Annotated in this window: 17 protein-coding genes; 8 read left to right on the forward strand and 9 right to left on the reverse strand. The window is 45.0% G+C overall.

Going from position 1 to position 17,959, the window contains the following annotated elements; all coding sequences use genetic code 11:
* Positions 1–123 precede the first annotated feature (123 nt).
* The 3 genes from AC04Q1_RS22135 to AC04Q1_RS22145 form a co-directional block, all read right to left on the reverse strand.
* A complete protein-coding gene (locus AC04Q1_RS22135) occupies positions 124–570 on the reverse strand; it encodes a response regulator (protein ID WP_478366724.1) in 447 nt (148 codons plus the stop codon).
* A 102-nt stretch (positions 571–672) separates the two neighbouring features.
* Positions 673–981 carry a hypothetical protein gene (locus tag AC04Q1_RS22140; RefSeq protein WP_478366725.1) on the reverse strand — a complete coding sequence of 103 codons (309 nt, stop codon included), beginning with the start codon at positions 979–981 and terminating at the stop codon, positions 673–675.
* A gap of 72 nt (positions 982–1,053) precedes the next feature.
* Positions 1,054–1,494: an Hsp20/alpha crystallin family protein gene (locus tag AC04Q1_RS22145; protein WP_478366726.1), complete on the reverse strand. Its 441-nt coding sequence runs from the start codon at positions 1,492–1,494 to the stop codon at positions 1,054–1,056.
* A gap of 484 nt (positions 1,495–1,978) precedes the next feature.
* On the opposite strand from AC04Q1_RS22145, the gene AC04Q1_RS22150 reads away from it, so the two are divergent.
* The 6 genes from AC04Q1_RS22150 to AC04Q1_RS22175 all read left to right on the forward strand — a co-directional run bounded on the left by AC04Q1_RS22150 (position 1,979) and on the right by AC04Q1_RS22175 (position 8,683).
* Positions 1,979–3,505: a DEAD/DEAH box helicase gene (locus tag AC04Q1_RS22150; RefSeq protein ID WP_478366727.1), complete on the forward strand. Its 1,527-nt coding sequence runs from the start codon at positions 1,979–1,981 to the stop codon at positions 3,503–3,505.
* 31 nt (positions 3,506–3,536) lie between these two features.
* A complete protein-coding gene (locus tag AC04Q1_RS22155; protein WP_478366728.1) occupies positions 3,537–4,250 on the forward strand; it encodes a DUF3891 family protein in 714 nt (237 codons plus the stop codon).
* Between the two features lie 473 nt (positions 4,251–4,723).
* Positions 4,724–5,152, forward strand: a complete 429-nt coding sequence (locus tag AC04Q1_RS22160; protein ID WP_478366729.1) for a LexA family protein — start codon at positions 4,724–4,726, stop codon at positions 5,150–5,152.
* Positions 5,136–6,380 carry a Y-family DNA polymerase gene (locus tag AC04Q1_RS22165; RefSeq protein WP_478366730.1) on the forward strand — a complete coding sequence of 415 codons (1,245 nt, stop codon included), beginning with the start codon at positions 5,136–5,138 and terminating at the stop codon, positions 6,378–6,380. The genes AC04Q1_RS22160 and AC04Q1_RS22165 overlap by 17 nt, the downstream gene beginning before the upstream one ends.
* Positions 6,381–6,399: 19 nt before the next feature.
* A complete protein-coding gene (locus AC04Q1_RS22170) occupies positions 6,400–7,080 on the forward strand; it encodes an SOS response-associated peptidase (RefSeq protein WP_478366731.1) in 681 nt (226 codons plus the stop codon).
* Positions 7,081–7,600: 520 nt separating this feature from the next.
* Positions 7,601–8,683 carry a hypothetical protein gene (locus tag AC04Q1_RS22175; protein WP_478366732.1) on the forward strand — a complete coding sequence of 361 codons (1,083 nt, stop codon included), beginning with the start codon at positions 7,601–7,603 and terminating at the stop codon, positions 8,681–8,683.
* A gap of 59 nt (positions 8,684–8,742) precedes the next feature.
* Here AC04Q1_RS22175 and AC04Q1_RS22180 read toward each other — a convergent pair whose 3' ends face one another.
* Positions 8,743–10,941 (reverse strand): hypothetical protein, encoded by a 2,199-nt coding sequence (locus AC04Q1_RS22180; protein ID WP_478366733.1) that lies wholly within the window; start codon positions 10,939–10,941, stop codon positions 8,743–8,745.
* 579 nt (positions 10,942–11,520) lie between these two features.
* Here AC04Q1_RS22180 and AC04Q1_RS22185 point away from each other — a divergent pair.
* Positions 11,521–11,973: a GNAT family N-acetyltransferase gene (locus AC04Q1_RS22185; protein WP_478366734.1), complete on the forward strand. Its 453-nt coding sequence runs from the start codon at positions 11,521–11,523 to the stop codon at positions 11,971–11,973.
* Between the two features lie 188 nt (positions 11,974–12,161).
* On the opposite strand, the gene AC04Q1_RS22190 is transcribed toward AC04Q1_RS22185, so the two are convergent.
* From AC04Q1_RS22190 to AC04Q1_RS22200, 3 genes are all read right to left on the reverse strand, one after another.
* Positions 12,162–14,138, reverse strand: a complete 1,977-nt coding sequence (locus tag AC04Q1_RS22190; RefSeq protein ID WP_478366735.1) for a PAS domain-containing sensor histidine kinase — start codon at positions 14,136–14,138, stop codon at positions 12,162–12,164.
* Between the two features lie 438 nt (positions 14,139–14,576).
* A complete protein-coding gene (locus AC04Q1_RS22195; protein ID WP_478366736.1) occupies positions 14,577–14,987 on the reverse strand; it encodes a DUF1801 domain-containing protein in 411 nt (136 codons plus the stop codon).
* Positions 14,988–15,114: 127 nt separating this feature from the next.
* On the reverse strand, positions 15,115–16,245 hold the full coding sequence (locus AC04Q1_RS22200) for a PAS domain-containing sensor histidine kinase (RefSeq protein ID WP_478366737.1): 1,131 nt from the start codon (positions 16,243–16,245) through the stop codon (positions 15,115–15,117).
* 765 nt (positions 16,246–17,010) lie between these two features.
* Between AC04Q1_RS22200 and AC04Q1_RS22205 the strand changes: the two genes are divergently transcribed.
* The gene (locus AC04Q1_RS22205; protein WP_478366738.1) at positions 17,011–17,160 is read left to right on the forward strand and encodes a hypothetical protein; all 150 of its coding nucleotides are present in this window, start codon (positions 17,011–17,013) and stop codon (positions 17,158–17,160) included.
* A gap of 21 nt (positions 17,161–17,181) precedes the next feature.
* On the opposite strand, the gene AC04Q1_RS22210 is transcribed toward AC04Q1_RS22205, so the two are convergent.
* Together AC04Q1_RS22210 and AC04Q1_RS22215 are read right to left on the reverse strand one after the other, a co-directional pair.
* Positions 17,182–17,553, reverse strand: coding sequence for a hypothetical protein (locus AC04Q1_RS22210; RefSeq protein WP_478366739.1), 372 nt, complete (start codon positions 17,551–17,553; stop codon positions 17,182–17,184).
* Positions 17,554–17,633: 80 nt separating this feature from the next.
* Positions 17,634–17,927: a hypothetical protein gene (locus tag AC04Q1_RS22215; protein ID WP_478366740.1), complete on the reverse strand. Its 294-nt coding sequence runs from the start codon at positions 17,925–17,927 to the stop codon at positions 17,634–17,636.
* Between the last annotated feature and the right edge of the window lie 32 nt (positions 17,928–17,959).

Consider the following 17,959-nt stretch of genomic DNA (forward strand, 5'->3'; position numbering starts at 1 on the left):
GGTTTTTGATACGGCTGGTTCATTGATATTGATCTTTGAAGGGTAGTTTCATGAGTGTACGATATTCAATCTGAAAAAAAAATATTGTTTGAAGAGCCTGTCTATTTAAGGCAGGTTAACAAATTAAAAGTTTGGATGGTCCCTGCCCGGCATGATGTTTTTTATTATGGTTTTGATTTTTGGTAACAGACCACTGTCGCTGCGTTTTTCGGAAAGCATAGTGCTGACCAACTGCATAACTTCCTGCATGGAAAACGGTTTTTCCAATATCGCATCGCAGCCATAATCAGTTAAGGAAAACAATATTTTTGTATAGGCAGAAGTGATGATGATCGGGGTATATTCAAACCCGTCGATAGCGCGGATAGCGCTGCAAAGCTCTCCTCCGTTCCAATCCGGCAGCATATAATCCAATATAACCAGGTCGGGACGGTAAAGCTCGATACTTTCTAAAGCCTCCCCGGGATCATGGCATCCTCGGCAATCATAGCCGTAGAACCTGAAAATTTCCTGCAGGGTTTCCAGCAGCACCAGGTCGTCCTCTACAATAAATATTTTTTTTCCTTCCATAATTCCTTTGATGTTAATAAGCGGTGTTATTCTTTGATATTTCCAGTGTACTGCTCAGGTCTATGCAGAAATCTTTTCTAATATACTAACCATTTTTTGTACCTATTGCAATGGTACGATGGCGGTGTCTTCCAGCTGTGCAATACGGAAGATTTCCCTGGAGATAATCCCCGCGTTTTCCTTCCAATCTTCCAGGTTACAGAAAATTGTGCACAACCGAACCGGTAGATCTTCACCTTCCTGAATAAGCTCCATCTGTATGGAGCAGGGGCCTTTATGTTCTTTTTTTCCCTTGAGTAAGTTAAACGTTTCCAAAGCGGTCCCCCGGTGCGTTCCCAGAGCAAATTTTCCATATGTGATCTTATTGCTTTTCAGATGAAGTGCCGCAGTGATTGAAAATAATGCTTCCATACCTTAGTTCTTATATTGCAGGTGTTACTTGCCATAATTTAAAAATGCCGCTTAGCGCGGCATTAATTTAAATTAGTTGATCTCAATCTGTCTTGAAACAGCCTTGGCTTCCTCTTTCTTTGGAAGGCTGAGTTTTAATATGCCATCGGAATAACTGGCCCGGATCCGCTCAACATCGGCGATTTCCGGTAAGGTAAAGACCCTGGTGAAAGCCGCGTAGCTAAATTCCCGCCTGTTGTATTTTTTATCACCTACGCTGTCTTCATTGCGCTGCGCTGTGGATACAGTGAGCATATCCTTTTCCACCTTTACCTTAAAATCTTCTTTTTTCAGGCCGGGCGCGGCCAGTTCAATATGGTACTCTTCAACCGACTCGGAAATGTTTACCGCAGGAAGACTGTTAATGCGACGGTCCGAAAAAAACGTGTCGCCTAATACGGATTCGAAAATGTCATTAAAGCCTGGCAATAATGTACTGTTTTTCTTTTCTGGATTGAATTTAACCAATGTCATAGTGTTTTCTCCTTAATGGTTTTTAATAAAAAAATGGACTATTAATCAATTAATTTTCTTTACCGCGGTTAAGCGGCGTTAAAAATGGCCGATCAACTGATGTGCCAATGTCCTTTTCGGGATGTCCGGACACTTTTGCTTGGCGGAAAACTGAAAATTTTTCACAGATTCTGAAGATTTTTCAGTTCCGGCCTGAAAAATTTTCAGTTATCAGGCTCATGGAGGGGAGAACCATCGAGGTATTAGGTGTTGATTTGAAAACATGGGGTCTGGGAATCTGGAAGGCGTTTTTATTTATTTTGGCCCATCCTTTATGTACATCACATCGTCGGTATCTTTCCAAACGTTCCAGGCTTGACATTGATCTGAAAGAGCCGTTTTTTTCGATGTCATATCTATTTTAATGTACCAGATATCACTGTGATGTTTTTGTATATCCTGTGGATCCACAAAACTTTCCGTCCCTGGACACAGTTGTAGGAATATGCAGATTTCATCCCTACCCGCCACATCAAGGCCAATAAAAAAACTATACCATTATCAGGAAAATGATATCGGGATCCTTTTCGAAAAACTTGCAGGCAGTGACAAAAGCCGTTTGCTGTATCAACTGGCCACTGGGGGAGGCAAAACCATTATTTTTTCCGAAATCGTGGACCGCTACATTCAAAGGTATGGCAAAAAGGTTATTGTACTTACCCACAGACGCGAACTTTGCCGGCAGACTTCACAGGCGTTAAAGACCATTGGTGTACAAAACAAAGTGTTGAACAGCGCTGTGAAAAGACTTTCCAAAAAGGATGGCAACGCATGTTATGTTGCTATGGTGGAAACTTTGAAAAACAGGATAAACGATGGCCTGATTGATACAGAAAATGTAGGACTTGTTATTGTGGATGAAGCTCATCACAATTCTTTTCATAAGCTGCTTGGAAAATTCCCGAACGCGTCGATCATCGGAGTAACGGCAACCCCTTTTTCATCAGATGCCAATCTTCCCATGCGCAAATTTTATCAGGAGATTATAGTTGGCGTGCCCATTGGTTCTCTGATCGAACAGGGTTTTTTGGCGAAACCAAAAACTTACGGTTATGATGTAGAGCTCAATACGTTAACAAGGGGGATGCACGGTGATTTTACAGTCGGTAGTTCTGATGAACTATATTCCTCGCAGGCTATGCTTGAGCTTTTGCTCCATGCTTACAGAGAGCACTCTGTCGGAAAAAAGACATTGATTTTCAATAACGGAGTCTTTACCTCCCGTAAAGTGTTAGAGGTTTTTTCTGGTGCCGGCTATGCTATAAGGCACCTGGACAATAAAACAGATCCTTCTGAGCGGGAAGAAATATTAAAGTGGTTTAAAAAAACAAAAGGAGCCGTCTTAACTTCTGTATCGATTTTGACAACAGGCTTTGATGAGCCAACGGTCCGATCGGTGATTCTGAACCGGGCTACAACTTCAATCACGCTTTACCACCAGATGATAGGCAGGGGCGCTAGGCGCTTACAGGGCAAAAAAACATTTAATATTATCGATCTGGGCAACAATACCGAGCGGTTTGGAGATTGGGACGCACCATTGGACTGGAAACATATCTTTGAAAACCCAGAGATTTATCACCAGGTTTTGAGCCGAGCGGCAGAAGATATCCATCAGATGCCCGCTGAAATGAGAAGTATGTTTCCCAATAGTCAGGGCATATCTTTTGATATACTCTCGGCCTATCAGGCAGCCATGGAAAAGGGTGAAAAAGCAAAAACGGTTCTTCGGGATTCGATACGCCAACATGCGGTGATGTGTGCCGATAATTCAGATACGGTGAGCCAGGCACTCGGACTATCCTTGGAGCTGGATAAAGAGATTAACTGGAGGATAAAACAATACAGCAAATGCCTGGGTAGAGTAACAAAAAATTATGTCAAATGGCTGGGTGAGGATTATAGAAACCGCCTCAAAGTACTGATCGAAAAAATCATGTCGAGGCGTGCAATGATGCTTACAGCAGTATAAATGCTTAGAAAGACAGTAAATAGCAAAGCACATGATTGTAAATTATACCGATAAAGGCTGGGAGATTATTACACAAAGGGCACATGGACTTCTTGCCGGGCAGATCTGTGCGCGTTGGAAAATTTCCGACCAGCCTTCCAGGTGGGTAGAAACCCTGATTGCCACAACCGAACATGATGATGTGTTTAATGAGTTCAGGCGTGGTCCATTGCTCAGTGAAAGCGGTGGGCCTTTTGATTTTAAGATGACCGGTTTTGACGGGATTGCCTGTGATCAGATGATGGAAATGGCCTTGAGCAAAAGCCGTTTTATTGCCCTGCTGTTTTTAAAACATATCATATTTACCCATGGAGGGGAGCCTTTGGCCAAACCATATCTTTCGCAGCTTAAAAAGTGTGAAGCGGGGTGGATCAAAGATGCACAGAGCAGCAAAGAGGAAGTTGACCGTGCCTACGAACTTCTTGAATTCTGCGATGCTTTTTCATTACTGATCTGTCAGGACCAGGTTCCACCCGAAGAGCGCAGGACAGAAATCAGCCGCGGTCCAAGTGGTACATCATTTCAGTTTTTTCAGATAGAAGAACGACTCATCGTCTCACCCTGGCCTTTTGAAACAGATAGCTTTGAGGTAAGCTACGAGCGGTTCATCCTGGAGGAGCTCATTTTTAAAGACGATGGCGCGATCCGTGAAGCCATCAATAATGCAAAGGTCGGACTTCGGAAAATTATGATATCGAAAAAATGACGGACATCCCAAAGCGTTTCCATGTGAGGGGGGCAATGAAATATTGTTCCCTGTATTGCGAATGGCAGATGAAAAACCGAAGCGGAACACTATCTCGGGTTTGTATAGATACCTGGTGAGTTTTTTAGGTAAATAACTAGTGGTATCTGATCCTCCCGGTGGTGCTGAGCAATTACCTGGCATCAACACAGAGTTCCAGAAGTAAAATTGTCTATCTGGCGCCTCATAGTGAAAAAAGTGGTAAATGCCCCCTAGGTCCGGTTCCCCCGTTTATGTTGACTTTTAGGATAAACAAGGCGAGGACATAGCGGGCGTGCTGTAATGAGTTAATATTGTGAGCAGGCTTGATTTATACCTATTGATTTTGAGGGGCGTAAAATTGATTATTCCCTTGGGTTGTGTTTTATCTCACAACAGGGTTTTATTTGCTAAAAATTTTAGTATAATTTTGTGTTGTTAAAAGCAAAGTGGTTATGATCAGATCGTTTGAAAAAAGGGCAGAGCAGAAGATTTCGGGTTTCCAGTCCCCGGCGGCAGATTATTTAGAGGGAAGGCTTGACATTTCAGACCGGCTTGTGATCGATCCGCATTCCACCTTTTATTTTCAAATGCAGGGGGGAGAGATGGAATCCAGCGGGATCCTGGATGGTGACATTCTCATCATTGACCGTTCGCTCAAAGCCCGGCATGGTGCGATCGTTGTGGCCTTTTCTGCAGGATCATTTATCTGCAGGCTGTTCCTTTCTGAAAAAGGAGAACTTTTGCTTAAAGGCGATAATGAAATTCTCGCAGAGACCGAAATGGGAAGACTTGAGGTATGGGGTGTGGTCACCGCTGTATGCAGGAACATGCTGCCGCAAACGTTAAGGAAAGGGAGATACGGCCATGTTTGCACTTTGTGATTGTAATAACTTTTATGCCTCGGCCGAAAGACTGTTCCGTCCGGAGCTCAATGGCCAGCCTATTGTGGTGCTGAGTAACAACGATGGTTGCGTGATCGCCAGGAGTGAAGAAGCCAAGGCTTGTGGGATCAGGATGGGAGATCCGGAATTTTTGGTAAGGGACCTGATCAAAAAGTTCGGTATCCAGGTTTTTTCCAGCAACTATGTACTTTATGGGGATATGAGTGAGCGCGTTATGCACAATCTGGGCCGCTGGTTCCCAAAACTCGACGTATATAGTATAGATGAGGCTTTCGGATGGCTGGGCGGGGTGCAGGACCTGGAAAATTATGTTCCCAAAATCAGGGAATCAGTCGTGCGCAATACTGGTATCCCGGTTTCAATCGGTGTCGCCCCAACCAAGACATTGGCCAAACTGGCCAATAAAATGTCAAAAAAAACTGGAGGGGTATTGGTGCTGGATACTGATGAAAAAATTGCAGCGGCTGTGGGCGATTTTCCCGTGCATGAACTTTGGGGCGTGGGAAGGCAGCATTATAAAAGGATCCAGCAGATGGGCATACGCACTGCGGGGGAGTTGAGGGATATGCCTGAAATGTGGTTTAAGCAGCACATGACCATTTTAGGCCAGCGTATGTGGAATGAGCTTTGGGGAAGGCCTGCCATACCGCTGGATGCGGTGCGGGAGGTGAAAAAAGGGATTACCGTCAGCCGCTCGTTCAGGAATTACATCGAGCAGCCCGAAATGCTTGCCGAAGCGCTTACGCTCTATGCCAGCCGGCTGGCCGAGAAATTGCGGAATGAAAAACTGCGCTGTCTTTACCTTCAGGTTTTCCTGTATACCAATAAGAACAGGGAAGACCATCCCCAGCATTTCCCAAGCCATAACCATAAATTGCTTATAGCAAGCAATAATACTACCGACCTGGTGAGCATAGCGGTACGGGTAGCGCAGAAACTTTTCAGGGCCGGGATAAAGTACAGGAAGGCTGGCGTGATTGCCACCGGCCTTGTGCCGGAAAGCGAACTGCAGCTTAATGCTTTTTTTGACCATGACAATGGTAAAAAGGATGTGGTATCCGCCGTGCTTGATAAGCTTAACCTTGCCTATGGCAGGGGGACACTGAGGATAGCAACAGAAGGATATGAGAAAAAATGGCGCCTGAAGCATGAGTACCTCTCAAAGGGTTATACCACCAGGTGGTGCGATATCATAAAGGTTAAATAAAAAGATAAAGGAAAAAGATATGTGCGGAAGAACACTGATTGGCGAAAGCCTGGCAATGGCGGCAAAGGCCGGCCTGTTGCTTGGATCGGATTCAAGGGAAAAAGATACCAACCGTCCGCCGGGAACGGATATGCCGGTTATACTGGATGCAAGGCCCGGCAGGCTGCATTATGTGAAATGGGGGCTAATCCCTGCCGGCTCCGCTGAGTTGCCCAAATTTTCAACAACTTATTGCAGGGTAGAAACCATGTTTTCCCTGCCTAGTTATAAAAACCTGATTGGCAGGAGACATTGCGTATTCGTGGTGGAAGGGTTCTATGAGTGGGACCGCAGTAGAAACAGCAGACAGCCTTATTATTTTGAAAGGACTGATGGGGGCGTATTGCTGCTGGCGGGTTTCTGGGACAGCTGGAAGGAGCCTAAAACGGGTATTGTAATCCCATCCTGCACAATGATTATGCAACCGGCCAATAAATATGTCGGTAAGATACATGACCGGATGCCCTGCATATTTTCGCAGGCTGAGAGTGCGGTTTGGCTTGACCGTGAACTGCCCGTTTCAGAACGGCTAAAAGTGCTCCGTCCGGTGGATGACAGCTTGCTTAAAGGCTGGCAGGTAGATCCGAAAATCAATAATGCGCGCAATAAGGATGAGAATAACAACAGGCCATCCGGACCTGACCTTACCCTTTTTGATTAGACCTTTGGTTTTGCATTTTGATTTTTGTTTGAGTTTGTTGGATTTGATTAAATTTAAGTTATAGATTTAAACCCTATGCGATGGAGATATGTAATGAAAGCGTGGAAAATTATTGAGCATAATTATAAAAGTTATCCAAAGCGAAACGAAGCTTGGAAAAAAACAACCCTCAGCAGTTCGAAATGCAGTCATCTGGCTTCTTAAGGGGGTATCTGCTCTGCATTGGTATTGTTGACACCTATCCTGATGGCCTCCACCGAGTGCTTGCAAAGGTGGCCGGTTTCTTGTTACTTACCACGCTGGGGACCGGAAAGTTCACTTTGATAAGGCCGGCGAAGCAGATGTTCATTTGTTTTTGTTGCAATCAGGACAGCTAATTAAAATACTTCATTAAACCGGATTTATAATAATAGACACAATCGAATGGTACCCATATCACTTAGCGTACGCGAGTAAAAGAGGTTGTATCCCGGCTGAAAAAGAAGTGAAAATAGCTTTGACCACATATAGCATATTACCTATGAAAACCGACAATTGCATTTTTGTTTTTTTAATGATGTTGTTTTATCAGGATTTGAACGCACAGATCCCGAATAAAAACTGGATAATGCCGGTACATGCAAAAAGTGAAGCCATGTGGGGCATCCGCAATGGTATTGTATTTAGTATATGGCCTACGGGCGTAGAAGGCGACCGGGAAAATACCGGTGGGCCACGGGGGTTGATCAGGGTTGGCTATGAAAATAAAGGTACAGTCTATCTGATCAACTTTTTGGCCATAGAGCCGGTAGTGAGCGGTAAAATTGAATACAGTGAAATATCCCCCTCACTGATCGATAATCAATGGGGCAAGTTAATGTGGTCCGGTGAAAGCGAAACTGACACTGGTTATTTCGAGGGAGCAAAAACACGCGGTGCTATCCTGCACCCTGATAGCCGGTATCCTGAGGTTGAAGAACTGTCAGTATATATATTTATGGAACAGTTTAAAAATGGTGCGCATCCGTATTTACGGCTATTTATCCGTAGCGATAATCCTGAAGAGCTTGGTATAGAGGTTTTTAATCGCAAAGGAAGTGCGCCAATGCAGCGGTGCGCCGTGACCGCTACCATGGGTAATTATTCGCGGCTGCGTAAATTGCATCTAAAAGATAAGGTGATAAATTCAAAAGAGCTTTACAAGGGGTATGATGAGCTTGGTTTCACAGAAAGGGAAAGCTATACAGTTTCGCAGTTATGGAAGGCTAGCAATGGCGATATTCTGGCGGTTGCTGAATCTGATGAAGATTTTAACAGCCTTAACTCTTGGCCACAGGAAAAGAACTATCTCGACAGGATCGGTTGGCGTTACCGCCCAAATCTTAAACTAAGCCAATATTGGCGTAAGGAAGCATCGGAGTATGATTTCTCGCTGATGTTGCGGGTAAACGGGAGGGCAAAATACTGGAGCGGGGGAAGCCGCAATAAGCAAGATTATATCGATATACCCGGTGGACCGTCATTTGAAAATTTTGAGCTAAGGGAGAGATATCGCCCTGCCCAAAAAGTCTACTTCGGCATTACAAGGAAAACGGCAACGCAATTGCTGCTGTCTAAGTTTTAGCTGGTGATTACGTTAATGGCAGCTATATCAAACCAAAATAAATCATTGTCCTGTATGTTTCATCTTTTCCAGGAAACAGTCACGCTGGCATTTCCCGGTAAAAGGCATTCCAGTTCGCCCTTTTTGCCCCTGACCGTTCTAAGTTCCACATTCATTGCTTTAAGGGTGAAATCCAGCTTGTTTAAAATATTTGTCGTCACCGCAGGAACAATTTTCATCCGGCAACTGATGCGCTGATCTCCCTGCAAACGGAAATTAACGGTTTGTTTGCCTTTTCGCAGGTCAGTAAAGGGGTAATCGGTAAAAATGAAAAAATCCTCTCCTTCCAGCTGGATAAAGTGGCGTGGCAAAACACCAAACGCATTTCCTGCTCCATAGACTTCCTGACCGACGCTGCCGCTTTGCATATTTCCGTCCTGTATATCTTCCAGCGCAATCCATAGTTTAGGATCAATCTCTCCGGTTTTGGCTTCCTGTGATATCATTTCTTTTGGTAGCATAGCGGGATAATAATAAGGCGCACGCTCTACCAGATATCGGATAAATTCAGTGCAAAGGATCCTTACGCCCGGCATAATGTCAACTCCTTCTGCATGTTTCAGGTAATCATGCATCGCGCAGAAAACTTCCTGTTCTTCGTATGCCGCTGTATAAGGTGCATCTGCCAACGGAAATAGCGCAAAAAAAGTAGGCACATGTTTCCCGAAACCATAGCCGCAGTCCCAAAGCTGCACATTTTGAAAGATGGAAGCCAGACAGCGGTAGCTCAAAATCAAATAAAGTTCATCACCGGTAATCTTAAATAACCTTAAGAGTGCACCAGCTGCAAATGCGGTGTTATTGGCCTGGTACATGATCTTCATACCGACGGCTTCAAGTTTTTTTGCAGCTTTTTCCGCCTCCGTCAGGTATTTCTTCTCACCAGTGAGTTCATAAGCCTGTAGCATCACATGGGCATAAAGTCCAGGCACATCTTGTTCACCGCCTTCACCATCGGCCGTTTCCGCTTTGATTATCTCCAGCGTATCCATTTTGTAGAATACAGGCCATTCGTATTGAAATGCGTGGGCCACCCTGACCGCAAAGCCAATGGAATCCACGAAAAGCTTTTCTGCACCCTTGTCACCTTTAAGTGCCAATCTGGAGAGGTTCAGCAGGGGATGGTGCAGATACCAGGAATCCATGACCATGGGTGTTTTCTGTTCCTCATCGCCCTTTAACTGATCCTCTGCTGCAGGGTGCCAGCGCAAAATGGTCTTAAGTTTATCGCTGTAGAAAGCAGGCAGGCCATCTTTGATCGTTTTAATGATCCTCAGATGTTCACCACTCCATTCACTATAATCGATAAGCGGTAACAGGACAGCGAGCTGTACCATGATTTCCGGCGGGGTTTCATAATCACTCACATAAGCATTCAGGTAACTATTCCCCGCTACCATCGACCAGCAACCGGGATTTTCTAGGAGGTCTGTAAGCCCTTTTTTCAGGATTTCCGGCCATTCCTGATAATGGGTCTCCGGTCGGGGCATCAACAGGTAAGCAGAGGCCAATAGATGTAAATAATCAAGACTGATATCACCGTCCCCGGCTTCAATCCCTTTCAGGCAAATAAAAGCATGGGAAACGACCACCTTTTTACCTTTTTTTAAAGGTTTTTCAATCGCTGCGGGAAGCGAAAGCCCAATTTCAGGTAAATCTCCGGAAACTACTCCGGCCAATGTGGCCCCGGTCTGCTGCGCGTAGGCTGAGAGGGCGGTCAGGTTCTGAAGGTAAAGCACTCGCAGCCCACTTTTTTCCCTGCTGAAATAAGCCAGGCCTGAACGGGTACCGACCTGGCTAAGGTGTAGCTCTCCCCATGAAACTGCAGTGTCTGATGCAGACCCGGCAACCAGGATATCCCTTGGGCAGAAAGGTAGGAATAGATCTGTTCTGGGGGTCAATACAGTTTCATACGTTAGGTATGGAAGGTCATCCTCGCCAACTGTTATATCCGTGTCAATGTCGCCGATAATGGCTTTTATATGGATATGGATTGTGCTTTCCTTCACTTGGGTTTTCAGGGTAAGGACCCCGCCGGTTTCAAGCGTGCAGGGACTGAAATATATTGGATCGCCAGATCCCCGGATTACAGAAATCCATACCGCATCCTGGGTCTGCAGTACCTGGACGTTTATTTTGCCGGTAATCATTTGATGTAGCTGCGTGGCATTTTTAAACTGTGCCATCGCAGAGAGTGCCCATGGTGATAATCCTTTCATCGCCTGAAGTTTTGTTTGAATTAGACAACCTGTTTTCCGGTTGCATTGTTTTGCGCATCGGCATGAGAGCTGGGGAAGATGCGAAAAACAGGTTGTTGGCGTGGCTGGATGCCTATTTTGGGAATACTACCTGTTAAGAAAATAATCAATTGATTTTTTTTTCGATGGACTCTGTTATTCCGACACTGCACAAATCGATCTCAAACTTTATGGAATAGGGCGTGTTCATTCTGTGGCTGCCGTGGCCAAGCAAAACAGTTTCCCCGGCTTTTAAGTCAATTTTTGAAATAGTCCTCTTTTACCTCTGCTATCGGCGATTGACAAGAAATAATGGGCATAAAAAGAAATAATCGGTTACAAACATACCGTCCATAAAACTATAGGACAGTTTATGCGGTTTAAGGAATATCGGATAGATGGATTCATTTGAGTGGCCTTTAGTCTGTCTTTTGTTTACAAGTTCTATTACAGGAGTATACATGGCTTGGGCAAGATCGGCCGGAAAAAAGGCTAAGCCCAGTTGATTACCCGGCTGTGGTGATGGGCGCTAACCAGTTATTTCTATTGATTCTAAAAATTATGACCTATACAGAAAAAAAACCAGAATTTAATTACATCGAAAATGCTGACCTGAGCGCCATCGACTGGCAGCAGGTACTTGGACTGTTCCAAAAAATAAACTGGAAATACAGGGTCGCCGAAGAAATAGCAAAGGCATTCATGCAAAGTTCTGCAACACTATTTATATACCGTGATGACCGGATCATCGGGTTTGGCAGGGTGATCAGTGATGGAAGGTATTATGCCATGCTGGCCGATGTTATCGTGGATCCTGATTACCAGGGCCATGGATTGGGGAAATATATAGTCACTTACCTGAATAACGGGCTTTCGGATTATCACTTTGTGAACCTAAGCGCTGCTCCGGGAGCGGATAAATTCTATAAAAGCATGGGCTGGAAGAGACAGAAAACAGCTTTTATATGGCCACAGGGCCCAAAGCAGTTAAGGCAGCATTGCGAAATGGATTAGTTTTCAGATTTGTGTTTGCGCTGGTAAGCTAATGGGGATTTTAAGTTTTAACATCTCGCACCAACATAACTGTATACATTTAACCCAAGCATTTCAGCAAGCTGGTTGGAAGACGATTCTATTAATAGAGTTTGGTGACGGGATTATGGTTATGGGTTATATGGAAACCTTGTATTTTTGAGCGCAGTTTAATTCCCCAATGGCAGTTCAACGATGAATGTTGTTCCTTTTCCCTGTCCGCTCTGCACGCTGATCAGGCCCTGGTGCAGTTCAATGATTTCTCGGCAGAGGTAAAGACCGATCCCAAAGCCTGCTATCGATCCGATCTTAGGATTTTGGACCCTGTGGTAACGTTCAAAAATCTTTTCCTGGTCTTCGTCCGAGATTTCTATGCCTCGATCGGTTATTAAAAATTGGACTTTTTCTGGCGCTACGTGCTTATAGCCAACTGTGACCCTGGTTCCCATGGGTGAGTATTTGACAGCGTTTCCTACCAGGTTCTGGATTACCTGCGTAATTTTTTCACGGTCGGCGGTCAGCATCAGCTGCTCTGTATGTTCAAATTCGATAATGTGGGTATGGATGGTGGAAAGCATTTCTTCTTCCAGCTCACTGAAGAGTTTTTTTAGATCGATTGCCGATTTTTCGATCTGCATTCTTCCCGATTCCAGCCGCGAAATGTTCAGGAAGCCGTTGATCATGGAATTCATGTTGCGCACCTGTCGGACTGACTTGGCAAGAACGCTCTGCTGGAAGGCATTTTCATCCAGGTTTGCCTGGCGCTGGAGCACCTGTAGATAAGCATTTAAGGAAGTAAGTGGCGTTTTAAGTTCATGGCTCACCATGCCCATGAAGTCATCTTTGCGCTGCTCGTCCTTTTTCTGCTCGGTGATGTCCCTTAAGGTGCCGTTCAGGCTCGCAGCCTTTCCGTCGGGCCCGTAAAATACCCTTCCCCTTGCCTGTACCATTCTTCCGTTTCCCTCCCCGGTTTTTTTTAGGCGGTATTCAATAAAGTAATGGCCGTCTGATCCTTCCCGGAGTGATCCGCTGATGGCGGCCGTGACACGTTCCCTGTCTTCATCATGGATGGAGGCGAGGGCGAGTGAAAGGTCCAGGTGTTCATCTTCGGTAAGCCCGAACCAGGATTTGAGCAGGGTGTTACCTGAGAAGAGGTTGGTCTTGGGCTCATAATAAAATGTTGCTAGTTCTCCCGCATCGATGGCCATGGCAAGCATCTGCTGGTCTTTATCGTTTCTGCGCCTGTCGAGCACCTGTTGGGTGATCTCTTCGAGGATGACCAGTACACCGGTAATCTCTCCCATGGAAATAATGGGCTGATAGACCGAGTTTACGATCGCTTCCCTAAGTCCTTTTTGGTGGCGCAGGTTTACCTGGAATTCTTTGTTGATTTTGGGCTGGCCTGATGAGTAGACATGGTCCAGCCAGATATTGACCGGTTGTCCTTTGAGTTCTGGCCTGGCCGTCTTATGGGGCTGTCCGATGACCTCTATGCCTTCGCGTCCCCAGATTTTCAGGATGGCCGGATTGGCCATTTCTATGATGTGGTCCGGCCCCTTTAACACCGCAATGCCCACGGGTGCCTGTTCGATAATGGTCCTGACGTGTTCCCGGCTGTGTTCAAGTAGCTTCATGGAATTGTGAAGGTCCTCGTTGGTAGAGGTCAGCTCTTCCATCGTTGTTGCCATTTCTTCCACAAGGGCCTGTTCTTTTTCTTCTTTTTGCTGTATCCGCTCCAGGTATGCCCGTCTTGAGGTAACTTCTTTTGCGGTATTGATGATGCACCAGGTTTTCCCCTCATCATTTATTAAGGGTTTATACTCATAATCAAAGTAATCCGTGGTCAGTATCCCGTTTTTGTTCAGCTTGGCAGGGGCATCGCTGACCGAGTAGGTGAGCCCTGAACGCCAGACCTGCTCAAGGATGGGCAGAAAAGGCTGTCCGTCAAGTTCGGGTACCGCCTCGATCAGTGGTTTTCCGATCACGCTGATTTCTTTGCCCCATAGGGCCAGCATTCCTTTGTTTGCAAAACGTATGACCATATTTTCCCCGCTATAGATGGCGGTAGGCTCTGGAGATGACTGGAGTGCGTGGATGATCAGTTTTTCGCTGAAGGCGCGCTCGTGCTGGGTTTCTTCGGGATTCATCAATAAGCCAAAGATATGCAAACCGGGGTAAAAAGAAAAGCAGATCTGCTTACCTGCATGTCTGTTTTCGGTAAAGACTGTTTGTTCTTTTTTGGAGTTACAAGATCTACATATTTGGTGGAAGTCTAAAAGTATCCTTTTTATTGCTTTGGTAATGGTTCTTTAAGCAAAAGTCAATATCTTCATTATATTGATATGTTGGCAAGGATCAAATGTTCTGTGCATAAAATCAGCACCTGGAAAGGAAACAGCAAAGCTGAAAGTCAGTTACCTGATCATTTATCGAAGGGTTTGAGCGGAATTAAGGATGTAAAAATAAAGGGATTTACCTGCATTTTCAAATAATGGACCATTTATGCCAGAAGTTTCTTTACATACTGTTACCGTCATCCGGGCTGTGATATCTTAGTATTGTTTTATGCAGCCGGGTACTCCTGGTTATGGTTTTCCGGCCGCGTTTATCCAGTCTTTGATGACCGCCATGAGTTCAGCTTTTCCATCCTCGATGGCCTGCCGGCTTTTAAAGGTGATGATCGCCCGGTCATTTTCTTTCCAGGTCAGCATTTTGCTGTCAGCGTCAATGAGTTTTTGTTCTGGCTCTGCCTGTTTTTTGGCGCCACGGTGAAGAATGAGCTGGACCTGCTCTTTAGGCGGCAGTATCTTCATGGTTATCCTGTCCCCGCCATCAATGTGATAGTTGGGAGCGTTCCATTTGATATTTTCCCGCAGGTCCTTATCTGTGGACAGGATATAACTTCTCAGCAGTTCGATTTCTTTATTGAACGGGTGCCTTAGCTTATCCAGGAATTCGGTTACCTCGCTGTTGAGGTGGACTGGATGTTTTTCCATAGTTTTATTTCTTAATATTCATGTCCGCTCGGTTTTCGCCCCGGTCATCCCTTTTGTCCTCGGATGGCTACAGTGAAAGCTTCTTTTATTTTGGCGTGGCCGGACAGATAAGTATAAAATGAATCACCTATTCAAGCGCTGTTGGCAGAACAAAATAGAAAGTCGATCCTTTTCCTTCTTCACTATCAACCTTTATTTCGCTCTGGTGGTATTTGAGGATTTCAGATACTAGATACAGCCCTATACCAAAACCGGATACCTCTTTGGATTTCTGGTCTACGCGGTAGAACCGCTCAAACAATCTTTTTTGATCTGTTCTGTTGATACCCATACCCTGATCGGTAACAGAGATTGTAACCTCACCTGGCTTCTTATCGCAGCCGATGATGATCTGTCCGCCATGTGGGGAGTATTTGACCGCGTTGCTTAACAGGTTGATCAGCACCTGGCCGATCTTATCGCGGTCTGCATAAATTTCGGTTTCGGTACAGTTTAATGTCTGGATGGCGTGTTTTGAGGTAAGTAACCGGGCATCTTCCGCAATCTCTGATATAAGGATGTTTAGATCAAATTTTTCCCTGCGCAGCTGGATCTTGCCGTCCCCGATTTTCGCCAGGCTCAAAAAATCATGCGCCATGTTAACCATTTTTTTGGCCTGGATTTCTATCCTTGAAAGCACCTGCATATTGAAGCCGTCGGTATCGTTGTTCCACTTCCGCATCAAAAGCTGAACGTAAGAGGTGATTGCTGTCAAGGGGGATTTTAGTTCATGGCTGACCATGGCCACAAAATCGTTCCTTCGCTGTTCTTCATATTTCTTTTCGGTCACATCACGGGTAAAGCAGCGGGTATGGATGAATTTACCATCTTTGCGCAGTACATTGGAATTGATCAGTACGTGTTTGATTGAACCATCCCTGCATTTGAGCCTGGCGGAATAATCATGGAGTGTTTCGTTGTTGACCAGCCGGTCAAGGATGTCGCTTATCACTTCGGGATCGGCATGGAAATCACTGATCGGAAAACCAATATATTCTTCTTTTGCATAGCCCAAGGCATCGAGTTCAGCCTGGTTGGCCCATATGATGATGCCCCCGCCATCAACCCAGTGAAGGGGGATGGAGGCATTTTCGAAAAAGTCCGTCAGTTCCTCAACCCTGGTCCTGAGTTCTTCGTTCTCCTTTTCGTAACGTGATAGCTTTTCTTTAAGTTCAACCGTATCTTCCATACCACTGGCAATGCAAAGCTGGTCTTGCATGCAAATCTTCTGTGAAGGTAATCATTATAATCTGGTTTATCTATCTAGTTGCCCTTCCTTACTGTTGGATGTTCCAGAAGGAGATTTTTTATCCTGGTTATATCCTTGATTCAGCTTTTTCTTTCCATTTTGCTGAAATGTAGCGGAGATCGGAGCGTAGCATGATAATGAATTGATTCTGTGATGATTGCCGTCCTGTTTAGGTTAACAGATAAATGATACCTTAGGGAGATCATGTGCAATCGATCGAATACTCTAAAGTGTAGCTGGCTGCAAGGAAGGATTTCTGGGATTAGCTAAACGATTCATATCTTGATGCGGTATTTATATTTCCCTTAGAAGGTTAAAGCTTACCAATATTTTTGGCGAACAGTTTAATTCCTTATCAGACTATGAAATGTTTTTTGTGACCGATCTGGACGTTCTGTTTCAATTTCAGGAATATCCATCTTCCTTTTTTGTGTCTTGTACTTTCTTCGTGCCACCGTAGGAATGTTGGCGCTTACCGCCTCAGTGCGGAAAGTTTTTCTGATGCTGCCTATGATCTGCGGCACTATCAGCGTTCACTTGCTGCTGAGCTGATGGGTTTGAGCTGCCTTTGCGGACGGTAAATTAAAAGAGGGACCGGGAGTCGCTACCCTATATCAGGGAGCTGGCGCTGATCACCGGTAAGCCTGCGGACAGTGTGCTGTCGCTTGTGACGCGAAAAGGATGGAAGGTCTTAAATTATTGAAAGGGGAGCAGTAGAGGGTCAGGCTCATCGCCATGGTTAGCGAAGCTGATCAGGAGCTTATCGGTCTACATGTAAGGGCGAGCTCGCCGCAGGGTGTGGCAGAGGATTCGCTTAGGGCCTGGACAGCGGCCATGCTTCCAAAGCTAACCGTTAACTTCGAGGAAAGCCGGTCGCTAAAGTAGCCGGTGCTGTATCATGCAGGTTTAGATGATGTAGAGTAGTGTTTTTCCTTTTTTTAAAGTGAAATAGTAGTGTGTTTCATTTGTATACCGCTTAATGTAGATTACCGACACTGTTCCCTTTATACCCTCTGCGGTATTAATGCAGTCTCCTTCGCTGATGCCATGTAAAATTTCATTTGTACAGCGCCCCGGCAGGTTTTTTATAATTGATATTTTCCGGCTCCGGTTTGAGATGCTTTTTTTTTCTGGAAGGGTATAAAGATATGGAACTGATTCATTTCCAGATTTATATTGCCCGGTTAGTGGGAGGTAATTGTTTTCCGGGCCAATAACGGAATCTGGGGCAGTTTCCAGGTTTTCAGCGGACAGGTTTTCTAGAGAACGTGGGGCCATTGGGATAGGGGAAAGTGCATTAAAGGGATTTATGATGGCGGGCTATGGATACAGAGAGAGGAGAAACTTTTTGCAGGCCATCAGGTTTCATCGGGCTGCTTTAAGTGTTTTTTTGCAATTGCATTTTTGAATCCTTCCCAATCGCTTTGCCCGGTAAACCTGGACAGACTATCCAGGACAAAGGCTGATGGCATTTTTTGATTGTCCTTAAGTCCGAAAAAGCAGATTATAGTTTTTTCCGAGAGATAGTTTTTATCCTTTTCAAAGATTTTTATGGATATTCCCCTGCAGTCACCCATACAGATAGATTTTATCCCGGAGGCTGAAAGTACAAGTTCCTGTAGTTTTGAATAATAGAAATCGTCTTCGCTCATATTATAATACATTTGGTTTTTGTGCAGAGATG

The sequence above is a fragment of the Pedobacter humicola genome (genome assembly GCF_056490705.1).